The 14,497-nt window shown below is 75.5% G+C and carries 10 protein-coding genes; 7 read left to right on the top strand and 3 right to left on the bottom strand.

What is annotated here, in order from left to right; genetic code table 11:
- Window positions 1-234: 234 nt before the first annotated feature.
- The 7 genes from AC5K6T_RS17965 to paaK all read left to right on the top strand — a co-directional run bounded on the left by AC5K6T_RS17965 (window position 235) and on the right by paaK (window position 9,429).
- The gene (locus AC5K6T_RS17965; protein ID WP_493210228.1) at window positions 235-3,012 is read left to right on the top strand and encodes a winged helix-turn-helix domain-containing protein; all 2,778 of its coding nucleotides are present in this window, start codon (window positions 235-237) and stop codon (window positions 3,010-3,012) included.
- A 257-nt stretch (window positions 3,013-3,269) separates the two neighbouring features.
- Window positions 3,270-3,467: a DUF8691 family protein gene (locus tag AC5K6T_RS17970; protein WP_493210230.1), complete on the top strand. Its 198-nt coding sequence runs from the start codon at window positions 3,270-3,272 to the stop codon at window positions 3,465-3,467.
- A gap of 653 nt (window positions 3,468-4,120) precedes the next feature.
- A complete protein-coding gene (locus tag AC5K6T_RS17975; RefSeq protein ID WP_493210232.1) occupies window positions 4,121-4,747 on the top strand; it encodes an HdeD family acid-resistance protein in 627 nt (208 codons plus the stop codon).
- A gap of 211 nt (window positions 4,748-4,958) precedes the next feature.
- Window positions 4,959-5,447, top strand: a complete 489-nt coding sequence (locus tag AC5K6T_RS17980) for an SHOCT domain-containing protein (protein ID WP_493210233.1) — start codon at window positions 4,959-4,961, stop codon at window positions 5,445-5,447.
- 31 nt (window positions 5,448-5,478) lie between these two features.
- Window positions 5,479-5,919, top strand: coding sequence for a DUF7144 family membrane protein (locus tag AC5K6T_RS17985; protein ID WP_493210234.1), 441 nt, complete (start codon window positions 5,479-5,481; stop codon window positions 5,917-5,919).
- 154 nt (window positions 5,920-6,073) lie between these two features.
- Window positions 6,074-7,915 (top strand): alkaline phosphatase family protein, encoded by a 1,842-nt coding sequence (locus tag AC5K6T_RS17990; RefSeq protein WP_493210235.1) that lies wholly within the window; start codon window positions 6,074-6,076, stop codon window positions 7,913-7,915.
- Between the two features lie 218 nt (window positions 7,916-8,133).
- Window positions 8,134-9,429 carry a phenylacetate--CoA ligase PaaK gene (gene paaK, locus AC5K6T_RS17995; RefSeq protein ID WP_493210237.1) on the top strand — a complete coding sequence of 432 codons (1,296 nt, stop codon included), beginning with the start codon at window positions 8,134-8,136 and terminating at the stop codon, window positions 9,427-9,429.
- A gap of 391 nt (window positions 9,430-9,820) precedes the next feature.
- On the opposite strand, the gene AC5K6T_RS18000 is transcribed toward paaK, so the two are convergent.
- The 3 genes from AC5K6T_RS18000 to AC5K6T_RS18010 all read right to left on the bottom strand — a co-directional run bounded on the left by AC5K6T_RS18000 (window position 9,821) and on the right by AC5K6T_RS18010 (window position 14,455).
- Complete coding sequence (locus AC5K6T_RS18000) at window positions 9,821-11,371, bottom strand: acyl-CoA synthetase (RefSeq protein ID WP_493210238.1); 1,551 nt, start codon at window positions 11,369-11,371, stop codon at window positions 9,821-9,823.
- Between the two features lie 301 nt (window positions 11,372-11,672).
- Window positions 11,673-12,782: an NAD(P)H-dependent flavin oxidoreductase gene (locus AC5K6T_RS18005; protein ID WP_493210240.1), complete on the bottom strand. Its 1,110-nt coding sequence runs from the start codon at window positions 12,780-12,782 to the stop codon at window positions 11,673-11,675.
- Between the two features lie 95 nt (window positions 12,783-12,877).
- Entirely contained in the window at window positions 12,878-14,455 is a 1,578-nt protein-coding gene (locus AC5K6T_RS18010; protein ID WP_493210242.1) for a phytoene desaturase family protein, read from the bottom strand.
- Window positions 14,456-14,497 lie beyond the last annotated feature (42 nt).

A 14,497-nucleotide genomic window follows, 5' to 3' on the forward strand; every position in this document is an offset into this window, starting at 1 on the left:
TCCGCTCCGCCGTCGGCCACCGGCGGGCCGGGGCACTCCCGCCGGTCGGGACGTCCCGTCCGGTGGGGGCGCTCCCCGGTCCCGGCGGTGGCCTGCTGCGGGCGTCCGCGGACGCCCGCAGCAGGTCACACCGCTCCCCGGGAGCCGAACGGCCCCGTCCGCCGCGCACGCCCGTGGGGAAGCTGGGAATCTGGGAGATGGGCTGCCCAGGCCTCAGGGACGGTGGTGGTCGCCATGACCGTGACGGACCGGCCGCGGGAGGGACCGGCCGAGGATCGCGGACGGCAGGAGCCGGAAGGGCCGGGAGAGCCTCGGGAACCGGAGGCCCCGGGGAGGGGGGAAGGGCCGGACGGGCCGCCCGAGGGGGCGGACACCGATCCCGCCGGCCACCCCTTACTGCCCGTGCGTACGGCGGTACCGGCCAGACCCCACACCTTCCTGCGGCGCGAACGGCTGCGGGCCCGCCTCGACCGGGGTCTGGACACTCCGCTGGTCATGGTGGGCGGATCGGCCGGCGCGGGCAAGACGCTGCTGGTCGCGGACTGGGTGGCAGGCCTCGGGCGGCCGTCCGTCTGGTTCACCGCCGGTGCGGGCGAGACACCCGGCCAGTTCTGGGCGTACCTGCTGGCGGCGCTCCGCGCCCGGGGCGTGCCCATGCCGGCGGACGTCGGCTGCCCGGCGCACGCCCACCAGGTGGACGCCCGGCTGCTGTCCCGGCTCGCCGTCGCGCTCAGCGCCCTGGACGACCCCGTGGTCGTCGTCCTGGACGAGTTCGACCGGGTGACGTCGGCCGAACTGACCCGACAGGTGGAGTTCGTGCTGCACCACGCGGCCCCCGGGCTGCGTCTGGTGCTCGTCACCCGGACCGAACCGCTGCTGCCGCTGCACCGCTACCGCGCCGACGGCAGCATGACGGAGATCCGCAACGCGGAGCTGGCCTTCACCTCCGAGGAGGCGGCCGCGCTGCTCCGGCTGCACGGCCTCGACCTGAGCGTGCAGGCGGCGGGCGCGCTGGTCGAGCGCACCGAAGGCTGGGCCGCGGGTCTCAGGCTCTGCGCGCTGGCCGCTGCCGAGACGGACGACCCGGCCGCCTATCTGAAGGAGTTCGAGGCGGGGCAGAGCACGGTCGCCGACTTCCTGCTGGCCGAGGTGCTCAGGCAGCAGCCCGAGCACACCCAGGACCTGCTGCTGCGGGTCAGCGTCCTGGACCGGTTCTGCCCCGACCTGGCGAACGCGCTGACCGGCCGTCCGGACGCCGGGCCGATCCTGGACGAGCTACGCCGCCGGAACGCCTTCGTCGAACGGCTGGGCCGCTCCTGGTACCGGCTGCACCCGCTGTTCCGGGAGATCCTCAGGTCCCATCTGGAGGTGCGTGCCCCCGGGCTCGGGCCCGAGCTGCACCGCCGGGCCGCGACCTGGCTGCGGCGGGCCGGGTTCCTGCCCGAGGCCCTCGGCCACGGGGCCGCGGCCGGCGCCTGGGAGTTCACCGCCACGGCCCTGGTCGACGACCTCGCCCTCGGCGAGCTGTTCACGGGCCTGCGCTCCGGGGCGACGGACGACCTGTTCGCCCGCATGCCGCCCGAGACACGGGGTCCGGCCGCGGACCTCGTCCGCGCGGCACGCGCCCTGTCCCACCACGACGTGGACCACGGCCTGGCACGGCTGCACCGCGCGCGGCAGGTGCTGGACCGGGCGACGGACCCCGCCTGTGCGGCGGCCCGGCTCGGTGCCGCGCTGCTGGAGGCCTACGCGGGCCGGCTCGGCGGCGACCCGGACCGCGCCGAGGCGGCCGCCGGGCAGGCCCGGCGGCTGCGGGCCGAGGTCCCCGACCGTCTCCTGGAGGAGCACCCCGAGCTCGACGCGCTGCTGGGGGCCCACCTGGGCGCCGCCCTGCTGTGGGCCGGACGGTTCGGGGCCGCACGCGAGGCGCTCGCCGCCGTCGCCGCGGGTCCCGCACAGGCCGTCACGGCGCTGCCGCGTCAGGAGAGCCTCGGGCATCTCGCGCTCGTCGACCTCCTCACGGGGTGGCCGGGACGGGCCGAGCGCAGAGCGCTCGCGGCACGGGCCGAGACGGAACGGTTCGGTCTGCCCCCGTCCGCCGGCTCGGGTGTCGTCCCCCTGGTCCGGGCCGCCGTGGCCGTCGAGCGCGACGACGCGGAGGAGGCCCGCAGGCTGCTGGAGGAGGCCGCGAGGTCCGGGCCGGCCGGGCCGGACCTGGTGCTGGAGGCCGGCCGGGCCGTCGTCACGGCCCGGCTCCTGCTGGCCCTGGGCGACACCCGGGCTGCGCTCGCCGCCGCCGGGTCCCCAGCCGGGGCCGGGGCCGCCACCGCGTCCCCCTGGGCCGTGGGGCAGGCGGCAGCCGTGGCGGGGGCCGCCCAGCTGGCCGAGGGCCGCCCGCGGGACGCCGTGCGGACGCTGCTCGGCTCCCCGGACGACCAGGCGCTGTGCCGGGTCGAGGCGGCCCGGGCCCTGGTCCTGGCCGGACAGCCAGGCCGGGCACTGGCCCTGCTGGACGCCGTGCGAGCACGGGCCGGCACCGGGCCCGCGATCACCGTCCGGGCGCTGCTGGTGCGCGCGCAGGCCGCGGAGCGGGCCGGGGACGCGGCGTCCGTGCACCGCGCGCTCGGCCGGGCGCTGTCCCTCGGCCGGCGCGACCGGCTGCGCCGTCCGTTCCGGGAGGCCGGCCCCTGGCTCCGCCCGCTGCTGTACGCGGGCCCGTCGGCCCCGCTCGCCGAGGGCTGGCTCACCCCCGCCTCGCGCCCGAACGGCCGGACGTCCCCCGGGCCGCGCCGGGCACCGGCCCCGGCCGCGACCGTGGTGGAGGAGCTGAGCGCCCGCGAGCACGACGTCCTGGAGCGGCTGGCGTCGATGATGTCCACGGAGGAGATCGCCGAGGACCTGCATGTGTCCGTGAACACCGTCAAGACGCACCTCAAGAGCGTCTACCGGAAGCTGGCGGTGAACCGGCGCACCGACGCCGTACGCCAGGGCCGGGCCCGGGGGCTGCTGTGAGCCGGGGGCCGCGGCCCCGGTCCGCGGCGGCGGGCGGCGCGCGTCGGTCTGCTGCCCGGGCCCGCGGCCGCCTCTCAGACCGGCCCCGAAGCCGTCCCTGAAGCCGTCCCTGAAGCCGGTCCTGAAGCCGGTCCGGGCGGTGCGTGCACCTGTTCGCCCGTTCACCTGTGCGAGGTGAGGCCGGGCCGGTGGGCCGGAGGGAGGATCGCCGTGCGGGTCTTCTCCGCCCGCCCCTGCGAACCGCGGGAGAACCGCCCATGCGCTACGAGATCCGTGTCGACGGGCTCATGTCGGAAACGCTGACCAGGGCGTTCCCGGAGCTGGACCACGTGGCGATGTCGGGCCAGACCGTCCTGTTCGGGCCGGTGGTCGACGAGGCGCAGCTGTACGGGCTGCTGGCCCGCTGCCAGTCGCTGGGGCTCCGGGTGCTGGAGATGCGGCGGGTGCCGGAGTGAGGACGCGGGGCCGGGCCGCGCGGGCCGCCTTCGGGACAGGTCCCGCGGCCGCAGGTCAGGGCCCCCGGGCGGCTTCCGGCAGGACCCGCGGAGCGCGACACGCCTGGAGGGCTCCCGCCGCCGCGCGGCGCGACACCCGGAGACCGCTCCGGACCGCTCGCGGGGCGCGACGTTCCGGGCGGCTCCAAGGGGACACGGGGCATGGGACGCGGGGCGGCTCCACGGGGACGCGGGACTCGGGGCACGGGACTCGGGACACGGGGCATGGGACGCGGGGCGGCTCCACGGGGACGCGGGACTCGGGGCACGGGACTCGGGACGCGGGGCACGGGACGCGGGGCACGGGACGCGGGGCACGGGACGCGGGGCACGGGACGTGCGGGACGCGGGGCACGGGACGCGGGATGCGGGACGCGGGACGCGGGATGCGGGACGCGGCCGGAGTGCGCGGGCCGGAGTGCGCGGGCCGGAGTGCGCGGGCCGGAGTGCGCGGGCCGGAGTGCGCGGGCCGGGTGGATCACCCGTCGCGGGTGATCCGGTGCGGCGGCGCGGCCCGGCAGCCTGGCCGGGCGGGTTCTCCGCGCACCGTACCGCCGGATGTCCGGAGGTACGGATGACCGGCGGTACCCCGCCCGATCCGCCGAGGAGGAGCCATGACCGCATCGCGCACATCGGCGCAGCCGGCCGGACCCGGGCCCGGCGGGACGGGTGACACCGAGCAGTTGCTGGCGGAGCTGGGCCGCTCGTGGACCTGGATCCTGGCGTCCGCCGTCGCGACGCTGGTGCCCGGCGTCCTGCTGCTGGTCTGGCCGGATGTCACCCTGCACGTGGTGGCGGTGCTGATCGGGCTGTACCTGCTGGTCGGCGGTGGTTTCCGGTTCGTCGCGGTGTTCGCCCAGGACCGCGGGGAGCGCCTCGCGGGGCTGCTGCTCGCGGTGCTGTTCGTACTCGCCGGGGTGCTGTGCCTGCGCAACCCGCTCCAGACCATCGCCGCGCTGTCGGTGATCGTCGGGATCGTCTGGCTGGTGTCGGGGATGCTGACCGCCTACACCGCGATCGCCGCGAAGGACCTGCCGCACCGCGGGTTCGTCTTCGGTGCGGCCCTGCTGGGCATCGTCGCCGGGATCGTGGTGCTGGCGCTGCCGAGCGAGTCCGCGGTGGCCCTGACCCGGCTGCTCGGCCTGTGGCTGGTGCTGCTGGGGGTGGTGGAGCTCGCGGTGGCCTTCGCCTGGCGGTCGGCGCTGCACCGGGCCGGGGGCGGCGGCCGCGGGGCGCCGTGAGCGGCTCCGCCCGTCCCCGGCGGACCGCCGCACCGCGCCGGTCACGCGGCAGGACGCCCGCCTCCGTCGCACGGACCGCCGGGCCGTCCGGACCACAGGTCCGCATTCCCCGTCGATCACCCGATTCGGGTGAGGTCGTCCCGTTTCGTGCGGGGCACAGTGAGAGCGCAGTCAACGGCTACCCGGCACCCGCCGGGGACGGAGGCAGAAGATGAGCAGTGCGACGTACCTCGCATACGACTACCCGCTGCTGAGCGCGTTCTGGTCGATCCTCTGGTTCTTCCTGTGGATCCTCTGGTTCATCCTGCTGTTCCGGATCATCGTGGACATCTTCCGCGACGACGAGCTGAGCGGCTGGGCCAAGGGCGGCTGGCTCGTGTTCGTCATCGTGCTCCCGTTCCTGGGCGTCTTCATCTACGTGGTCGCGCGCGGGAAGAACATGGGGCGCCGCGAGTTCGCGCACGCCCGCGCCCAGCAGGACGCCTTCGACAGCTATGTGCGCGAGACCGCGAGCGGCGGCCGCCCGTCCAGCGCCGACGAGCTGACGAAGCTCTCACAGCTGCGGGCGAACGGGGACATCACGGACGACGAGTACCGCCGGGCCAAGGAGCACGTGCTGAGCGGCCATCACCCGGCCGGCGCCGCGACGGGATCCACGTCGCCGCCGCAGGGCACGGCCCCTCCGGTGGCGGGCCAGTGACTCCGGTGCACGAGGCGAGAGGAGCAGGCACATGACCACGACACCTTCAGCGACGGGCGGCGGCCGGCCTCCGTCGTCCTCCGGGGCGAGTCAGGGCTGGGCCCAGGGGCTGACGGTGTTCGCCGCCGTCATCCTGATGGTCGGGGGCATCCTCGACATCCTGCGCGGCATCATGGCGATCGCCGACGACGACGTGTTCGTCGCGACCCCGAACTACGTCTTCCAGTTCAACCTGACCAGCTGGGGCTGGATCCACCTGGTCTTCGGCGTGGTCGCCGTGCTGGTGGCCTACGGGCTGTTCAGCGGGGCGGTCTGGGCCCGTGCGGCCGGCGTGGTGATCGCCTCGCTCATCATCATCGGGAGCTTCCTGTCCCTGCCCTACTACCCGGTGTGGTCGGTCGTGATGATCGCGTTCTCCGCGCTGGTCATCTGGGCCCTGTGCGTGCGGCGCACCGACTCGGCCGGCTACTGAGCCCGGCCGGGCCGCGGCCGGGGCAGGTGCCGCGGCCGGGCCGGCCCGACCCGCCGTGCGCGGCACCGCCCGCACGGCGGAGCCCTCCTCGCGCGTACCGTGTGCGCCCCGGCACGCCCGCCGTCTGAACGCCAGGCGGCGGGCGGCCGTACGCATGTCGACAGGTCACGCACGGAAGGGACCACGGGTGTCGCAGCTCACGACGGATTCGGCGGACGCACCGGCCGGGGAGGGAGAGGGGCGACCGGCGCAGAACCCGCCGCGGCGCCGGAGGCCGAGGCTGCCGGTGCCGCGGCGGCTGCGCGGGTGGCCGGGGCGGCATCCGCGCGCGGTCCGGGGCGCCGCGTCGGCCGTGTCCGTGCTCGCGGTGGCGCTGGTGGTGGGCGCGCTGCTGCTGCCGAACCGGCTGGACCGGCTGTCTGTGGGCTCCTTCGTGCGCATCCCCGGCGAGGCGGTACTGCTGGCCGGGCTGCTCCTGGTGCTGCCGGTCCGGCCGCGGCGCGTCGCGGCGGCCGCGGCCGGGGTCCTCCTCGGTCTGGTCACCCTCCTGAAGTTCCTCGACATGGGCTTCTACCAGGTACTGGCGCGGCCCTTCGACCTGGTGCTGGACTGGATCCTGCTCGACGACGCGGCGGAGTTCGTGCGGGAGTCCTTCGGGCGGACCGGCCAGGTCCTCGCGGTGGCCGGGGCGTCGCTGCTCGCGGTCGTCCTGGTCGCCCTGACGGCTCTGGCAACGGTCCGCGTCACCGGGCTGATGGCCCGTCACCGCGACAGAGCGGCCCGGACGACGGTGGTGCTGGGGACCGTGTGGGTCTTCTGCGTGACGTTCGGGGTGCAGGCCGGCGGGGTGTCGCTGGCGACCAGGGGGACCACCGAGATGCTCGGCAACCGCGTGGACATGGTGCGGGCAGGGCTGCGGGACGCCGAGCTCTTCCGGCGGGAGGCCGCCGTCGACGCGTTCGCCGGCACCCCGCCCCGGGAACTGCTGGGCGGGCTGCGCGGCAAGGACGTCCTGTTCACGTTCATCGAGAGCTACGGCCGCACCGCGGTCGAGGACCCCGGCATGGCGGCGCAGGTCGGCGCGGTGCTCGCGGACGGCACCAAGTCCCTCAAGGCGGCCGGGTTCGAGGCGCGCAGCGGCTGGCTGCGCTCACCGGTGACCGGGGCGGGCAGCTGGCTCGCGCACTCCACGTTCCTCTCCGGACTGTGGATCAAGAACCAGCAGCGGTACCGCAGCCTCACCACGAGCGACCGCATGACGCTGACCGGCTACTTCCGCGCGTCGGGCGCGTGGCGCACGGTGGGCGTCATGCCCGGCGTGCGGCGGGCGTGGCCGGAGGGCCGGTTCTTCGGCCTGGACCACATCTACGACTCGGAGCATCTCGGCTACCAGGGACCCTACTTCAGCTGGACGCCGGTCCCGGACCAGTTCAGCATGGAGGCGTTCGAGCGGCTGGAGCACTCCCGTGCGGACCGCGAGCCGCTGATGGCCGAGATCATCCTCGCCTCCAGCCACAACCCGTGGGCGCCGGTCGCCCACATGGTCGACTGGGACGACCTCGGCGACGGATCGGTCTTCAAGGGCATCGAGGCCGAGGGCAAGGACCCCGAGGAGGTCTGGCGGGACGCGGACAGCGTGCGCACCGAGTACCGGCGGGCCATCGAGTACTCGCTGCGCAGCGTCACCGGCTGGCTGGAGCGCTACGGCGACGACGACACGGTGCTGGTCTTCCTCGGCGACCACCAGCCGGTGCCCACGGTGACGGCCGGCAGCACCAGCCGGGACGTGCCGGTCACCCTCGTCGCCCGGGACCCCGAGGTGCTCGACCGGATCGCCGGCTGGAACTGGACGGAGGGTCTCAAGCCGGCCCGCACGGCTCCGGTGTGGGGCATGGACCAGTTCCGGGACCGGTTCATGACCGCGTACGGGGATCCGTCCGCGAAGAACCCGGCGAGCCGGGCCACGAAGGACGCCGGGTCGTCCGGCCACGGGTAGTGCCCGGCGCCGGGCTGCACCACGGGCTCGGCGCGCGGGAGGACTCCGGCCGCCCTACGGCGGGCCCGGCCGCCGCATTCGGCCACGCAACGGCGAGAAAGTCCGGGCCGACCACTTGCCCCGTGGCCCGTTGACCTGGATTACTGATCATCAGCTCTCGACCGAATGCTCGGTCGTCCGAGTTGTCAGGTTCGGGACTGGGTGAGGGAGGCGTCCCCATGGTGGACACGACGGAACTGCTCGACGCGGGCGAGCGTCTGGACCCGGGCGGGCTGCGCGCGCTGCAACTGGAGCGGCTGCGCGCCACGCTCCACCACGCCTACGCCAACGTGCCGTTCACCCGGCGGGCCTTCGACCGGGCGGGGGTGCACCCGGACGACTGCCGCTCGCTCGGCGACCTTGCCCGCTTCCCGTTCACCACGAAGGCGGACCTGCGCGAGAACTACCCGTACGGCCTGTTCGCCGTGCCCCGGGAGCGGATCCGCCGCATCCACGCCTCCAGTGGCACCACCGGCCGTCCCACCGTGGTCGGTTACACCGACGACGACCTGACCCTGTGGTCCGACATGGTGGCCCGGTCGATCCGCGCGGCCGGCGGGCGGGCCGGGGACACGGTCCACGTCGCCTACGGCTACGGCCTGTTCACGGGCGGACTGGGGGCGCACTACGGCGCCGAGCGGCTGGGCTGCACGGTGGTCCCGGCGTCGGGCGGCATGACATCCCGTCAGGTCCAGCTGATCCAGGACCTCCGACCGCGGGTGATCATGGTGACGCCGTCCTACATGCTGACGTTGCTGGACGAGTTCGAGCGGCAGGGGGTGGACCCGCGCGGCACGTCCCTGGAGGTCGGGGTGTTCGGGGCCGAGCCGTGGACCGAGGAGATGCGGCGTGAGATCGAGGAGCGGTTCGCGATCGACGCGGTCGACATCTACGGCCTGTCGGAGGTGATCGGGCCCGGTGTCGCGCAGGAGTGCGTGGAGACCAAGGACGGGCTGCACATCTGGGAGGACCACTTCTACCCGGAGATCGTCGACCCGGTCACCGGTGAGGTGCTGCCCGACGGCGAGGAGGGCGAGCTGGTGTTCACCTCTCTCACCAAGCAGGCCATGCCGGTGATCCGCTACCGCACCCGCGACCTCACCCGCCTGATGCCCGGCACGGCCCGGGTGTTCCGGCGCATGCGCAAGGTCACCGGCCGCAGCGACGACATGGTGATCCTGCGCGGCGTGAACCTCTTCCCCACCCAGGTCGAGGAGATCGTCCTGCGCACCCCGGGCGTGGCCCCGCACTTCCAGCTGCGGCTGACCCGCGAGGGCCGTCTCGACGCGCTCACGGTCCGCGCCGAGGCACGCGCCGACGCGGGCCCCGAGGTCCGGGAGGCGGCCGCCCGCTCGATCGCCGCCGCCGTGAAGGACGGCATCGGGGTGTCGGTCGCCGTGGAGATCGTCGCCCCGGAGACGCTGGAGCGGTCGGTGGGCAAGATCCGCCGGATCGTCGACGAGCGGGGGCGCTGAAGGCCGGCCCGGCCGGCGGCCGGGAGGGCTGCCGGCCGGGCCGGCGGGCCCGCCGGGGCGTAGCGGGGCCGGCCCCGCCGCCGGCACCGGGCGGCGTCGCAACAGCACACCGGACGGCGGACCGGACGGCACACCGGGAGGCCGACCGGGAGGCGGACCGGGAGGGACGGCGCGACGGCACGACGGCACGACGGCACGACGGCGCGACGGCACGACGGCGCGACGGCACGACGGCACGACGGTGCGACGGCGCGGGCGGAACGGGCGGCCACGGCCCAGGACCCGCGACGGGCGGGGCCGGTGCGGTGCACCGGGGGGACCGCGGCGGTGCGGCGGCGAGCCGGGCTGCGGCCCGGCGGCAGCCCGGCCGGGCTGGCGCCCGGAGGGCGCCTCACACCGGGCGGGAGCGCCCGCGCCAGTACGGCTCGCGCAGGCGGCGCTTGTACAGCTTGCCGTTGGGGTCGCGGGGCAGCTCGGCGACGAAGTCGACACTGCGGGGCCGCTTGTAGCCGGCCAGCCGCTCGGCGCAGTGGGCGAGCAGCGCGGCGGCGAGGTCCGGACCCGCCCGGTGCCCGGGAGCCGGCTCCACCACCGCCTTCACCTCCTCGCCCCGGTCGTCGTCCGGGATGCCGAACACGGCCGCGTCGGCGACCCCGGGATGGGCGAGCAGCACCGACTCGATCTCGGCCGGGTAGACGTTGACCCCGCCGGAGATGATCAGGTCGATCTTGCGGTCCCGCAGGAAGAGGTAGCCGTCCTCGTCGAGCAGTCCGAGGTCGCCCACGGTGAAGAAGTCGCCGACCCGGGCCCGGCGGGTCTTGTCCTCGTCCCCGTGATAGGCGAAGCCTCCGGTGTTCATCCTCATGTAGACGGTGCCCACCCGGCCCGGCGGCAGCCGCTCGCCGTCGTCGTCGAGGACGGCGAGTTCGCTGATGGGCCAGGCCCTGCCGACGGTGCCGGGCTTCTTCAGCCAGTCCTCGGCCGTGGCGAAGGCACCGCCGCCCTCGCTGGCCGCGTAGTACTCCTCCACGCAGGTGCCCCACCACGCGATCATGGCGCGCTTGACGTGGTCGGGGCAGGGCGCGGCACCGTGGATCGCGTGCCGCAGGGACGAGACGTCGTAGCGGCCGCGGACCTCCGGCGGGAGCGCCAGCAGCCGGTGAAACTGGGTCGGCACCATGTGGGTGTGGGTGCAGCGGTGGGTGTCGATCAGGCGGAGCATCTCCTCGGGCGTCCACCGGTCCATCACCACCAGCGGGTGGCCGATGTGCAGGGAGGCGCCGGCGAACTGCAGGACGGCGGTGTGGTAGAGCGGTGAGCACACCAGGTGGACGTTGCCGTCATGGGGCCGGATGCCGAAGATGCCGAGGAAGCCGCCGAGCCGGGCCTGCTCGGGCGGAACGCCCGGCAGCGGGCGGCGGATGCCACGGGGGCGGCCGGTGGTGCCGGAGGTGTAGTTCATCACCCAGCCGAGGGTGCGGTCCTGAGGCGGCGACTCCGGCTGCCCGTCCAGGAGTTCTGCGTACGGCCGGAAGCCGTCCGCGGCGCCGGCGGCGTAGCGGTGGGTGGCCGGGAGGCCGGACTCCTCGGCGGCCCTGCGGGCCGCGTCGGCGAACCGTTCGTGGGTGATCAGCGCCCTGGCCCCGGAGTCGGCGACGATCCAGGCGATCTCGGAGGCCACCAGGTGGTGGTTGACCGGCACGAGGTAGAGACCGGCCTGCTGGGCCGCCAGGTAGGCGGTGAGGAACTCGGCGCCGTTGGGCAGCACGACGGCGAGGGCGTCGCCGGCCTCCAGGCCCGCGGCCCGCAGTCCGTGCACGAGGCGGTTGGCGTCGGCGTGCAGCCGCCCGGCGCTCCACCGTGTGCCGTCGGGGGTGACCAGCACGGTGCGGTCGGGTTCGGCGCCGGCCTGGGCCCAGAAGCCGGTGGGGGGTGTCGTCATGGGCGGCCGCTCCTTGGGGTGGACGGAGGTGGCGCGGGGACGGCTGTGACGGGAACGGCGGCGGGGCGGGGGAACGGGAGGGGGTGAGGGAGCGGGAGGGGGATCGGGAGGGGGGAGCGGCCGTGAGCGGAGGGGACGGCCGTGGGGAGGGCGGCGGGAGGGGAGCGGCGGGGCGCGGGGACGGTCCGGCTCGGGCCGCACGCGCGGGGACACCGGCGGCGGCCCGCGCGCAGGGAGGCGGCGGCACCGGACGGCGGCGCGAGGACGGTGGCGGCGGGGTGCCGCCGTGCGGGAGCCCTGGTCACGGGGCACCCCGGCCGGCGATGCGGTGGATGCGGTCCACGGCCTGTTCGAAGCCGCGGGTGAGGTCGTCGACGACCTCCTGGACACTGCGCACGCTGGTCATGCGGCCGACGATCTGGCCGACGGGGGTGCCGAGGAGCGGTTCCACCTCGTACCGCTGGATGCGGGAGACGGCCTCGGCGACGAGGAGGCCCTGGAGGGGCATCGGGAGCGGGTCCGGCCCGGCGGGGTCCTCCCAGGCGTCGGTCCAGGCGGTACGCAGCTGCCGGGCGGGCTTGCCGGTCAGCGCGCGCGAGCGGACCGTGTCGCCGGACCCGGCCGCGAGGAGCTTGCGGGTGAGGGCCGGTGAGCCCAGATCGGCCTCGGTGGTGGCCAGCCACACGGAGCCGAGCCACACGCCCTGGGCGCCGAGAGCGAACGCGGCCGCCGCCTGCTGTCCGCTGCCGATGCCGCCCGCGGCGAGCACGGGCAGCGGGGCGACGGCCTCCACGACCTCCGGGGTCAGCACCATGGAGGCGATCTCGCCGGTGTGGCCGCCCGCCTCGTACCCCTGGGCGACGACGATGTCGAGCCCCGCGTCCCGGTGGGTGCGGGCGTGCCGGGCGCTGCCCGCGAGCGCGGCGACGCGGACGCCCCGGCGGTGCGCGCGCTCCACGACGTCGGCCGGGGGCGGGCCGAGCGCGCTGGCGAGCAGCCGGACCGGATACTCGAAGGCCACGTCCAGCTGGCTGCGGGCGACCTGGTCCAGCCAGCCGGTGACGCGCCACCCGGACGCCTCGCCCTCGGGCAGGCCGGGCACGCCGTGCGCGGCGAGGGTGTCGCGCACGAACTGCCGGTGCGCGTCCGGGATCAGCGCCTCCACCTCGGCCTCGGTGACCCCCTCGGCCCGGCGCGCGGGCATGACGACGTCCACGCCGTAGGGCCGTCCGTCCACGTGCGCCTCGATCCGGTCGAGGTCGCGCCGCAGGTCGTCGGGGTCTCGGTAGCGGACGGCACCGAGCACTCCGAAGCCCCCGGCCCGGCTGAGGGCAGCGGCCACGGCGGGGAACGGCGTGAAGCCGAAGACTGCGTGCTCGGTGCCCAGTTGCCGGCTCAGCTCCGTCTGCATGGGCGCAGGATGCCGGAGACCCGCGAAGGACGGAAGAGCAGTTCTGACATTGCGTCAGATCTGTGGGGGGGCCGGTCCGGAGGCGGGTGCGGGGTTCAGCCGGGCGGCTGCTCCAGCACGGCCATCGCGGCGTTGTGCCCGGGCACCCCGCTCACTCCGCCGCCGCGGACCGCGCCCGCCCCGCACAGCATGACGTTGGCATGGGCGGTCTCCACGCCCCAGCGGCCGGTGTGCTCCTGGGCGTACGGCCAGGACAGGGCGCGGTGGAAGATGTTGCCGCCGGGCAGGCGCAGGTCGCGCTCCAGGTCCAGCGGGGTCTTCGCCTCGATGCAGGGGCGGCCGTCGGCGTCCGTGGCGAGGCAGTCGGCGAGGGGCTCGGCGAGATGGGCGTCGAGCTGGGCGAGGGTGCGCCCCAGCAGTTCCCCGCGCATGGCGTCGTTGTCCCGCCGGAACAGGCGGGCCGGGGTGTGCAGACCGAACAGGGTGAGGGTCTGGTAGCCCTGGCCGGCCAGGGCGGGACCGAGGATGCTCGGGTCGGTCAGGGAGTGGCAGTAGATCTCCGACGGCGGCGCGGCGGGCAGTTCACCGGCCGCCGCCTGCCGGTGGGCCACGGCGAGCTGCGCGTAGCCCTCGGCGATGTGGAACGTGCCGGCGAACGCCTCGCGCGGGTCGGCCGCGCTGTCGCGCAGCCTGGGCAGCCGGGTGAGCAGCATGTTCACCTTCAGCTGGGCCCCTTCGGCGGGCGCGGGCGGCTCGCCGCCGGTCAGGTCGGCGAGGGCCTGCGGGGAGGCGTTGACCAGCACATGGCGCGCGGTGGCGACACCCTCGCCGTCGGCGGTGCGGTAGGTGACCTCCGCGGTGCGCCCGTCGGTCTCGATCCGTACCGCCTCGTGGCCGGTGGCGATCTCCGCCCCGGCCTGCCGCGCCGCGGCCGCGAGGGCGTCGGTCAGCGCCCCCATGCCGCCGACGGGCACGTCCCAGTCGCCGGTGCCGCGGCCGATCACGTGGTAGAGGAAACAGCGGTTCTGGGCCAGCGAGGCGTCGTGGGCGTCGGCGAAGGTGCCGATGAGCGCGTCGGTCAGCACCACGCCCCGGACCAGGTCGTCGGCGAACCGGTCCTCGATCGCCGCCCCGACCGGCTCCTCGAACAGGCACCGCCACGCCTCCTCGTCGGCGACCCGGCGGCGCAGCTCCGCCCGGGTGGGCAGCGGCTCGGTGAGGGTGGGGAACACGCCGCGGGCGACCCGGCCGGTCATGGCGTAGAAGCGCCGCCAGGACTCGTACTCGCGGTCGCCTCCGGTGAGCCGCGCGAAGGCCTCCCGGGTGCGCTGCCCGCCGCCGCCGACGAGCAGGCCGGTGGGCCGCCCGGCCCGCTCGGTGGGCGTGTACGACGAGATGGTGCGCGAGCGGACCCGGAAGCGCAGTCCGAGGTCGTCGACGATCTTCTCGGGAAGCAGGCTGACCAGGTAGGAGTAGCGCGACAGCCGGGCGTCCACGCCCGCGAAGGGGCGGGTGGACACCGCCGCTCCGCCGGTGTGCCCGAGCCGTTCCAGAACCAGCACCGACCGGCCGGCCCGGGCCAGATAGGCGGCGGCGACCAGGCCGTTGTGGCCGCCTCCGACGACGACGGCGTCGTACGAGCGGGCTGCGGGGGCTTCCTCGTGTGCGGGCATGGTTCTTCGTAGCACGGCGTGATCACCGACGGCCAGAGGCGG

Source organism: Streptomyces sp. B8-7, from assembly GCF_058833805.1.

What these genes read in the sequence shown, in the direction of transcription:
- paaK (WP_493210237.1), top strand. Translation starts at nt 8,134, where the DNA reads ATGGTGGACACGACGGAACTGCTCGACGCGGGCGAGCGTCTGGACCCG.
- AC5K6T_RS18010 (WP_493210242.1), bottom strand. Translation starts at nt 14,455, where the DNA reads ATGCCCGCACACGAGGAAGCCCCCGCAGCCCGCTCGTACGACGCCGTC.
- AC5K6T_RS17975 (WP_493210232.1), top strand. Translation starts at nt 4,121, where the DNA reads ATGACCGCATCGCGCACATCGGCGCAGCCGGCCGGACCCGGGCCCGGC.
- AC5K6T_RS17980 (WP_493210233.1), top strand. Translation starts at nt 4,959, where the DNA reads ATGAGCAGTGCGACGTACCTCGCATACGACTACCCGCTGCTGAGCGCG.
- AC5K6T_RS18000 (WP_493210238.1), bottom strand. Translation starts at nt 11,371, where the DNA reads ATGACGACACCCCCCACCGGCTTCTGGGCCCAGGCCGGCGCCGAACCC.
- AC5K6T_RS17965 (WP_493210228.1), top strand. Translation starts at nt 235, where the DNA reads ATGACCGTGACGGACCGGCCGCGGGAGGGACCGGCCGAGGATCGCGGA.
- AC5K6T_RS18005 (WP_493210240.1), bottom strand. Translation starts at nt 12,782, where the DNA reads ATGCAGACGGAGCTGAGCCGGCAACTGGGCACCGAGCACGCAGTCTTC.
- AC5K6T_RS17990 (WP_493210235.1), top strand. Translation starts at nt 6,074, where the DNA reads ATGTCGACAGGTCACGCACGGAAGGGACCACGGGTGTCGCAGCTCACG.
- AC5K6T_RS17985 (WP_493210234.1), top strand. Translation starts at nt 5,479, where the DNA reads ATGACCACGACACCTTCAGCGACGGGCGGCGGCCGGCCTCCGTCGTCC.
- AC5K6T_RS17970 (WP_493210230.1), top strand. Translation starts at nt 3,270, where the DNA reads ATGCGCTACGAGATCCGTGTCGACGGGCTCATGTCGGAAACGCTGACC.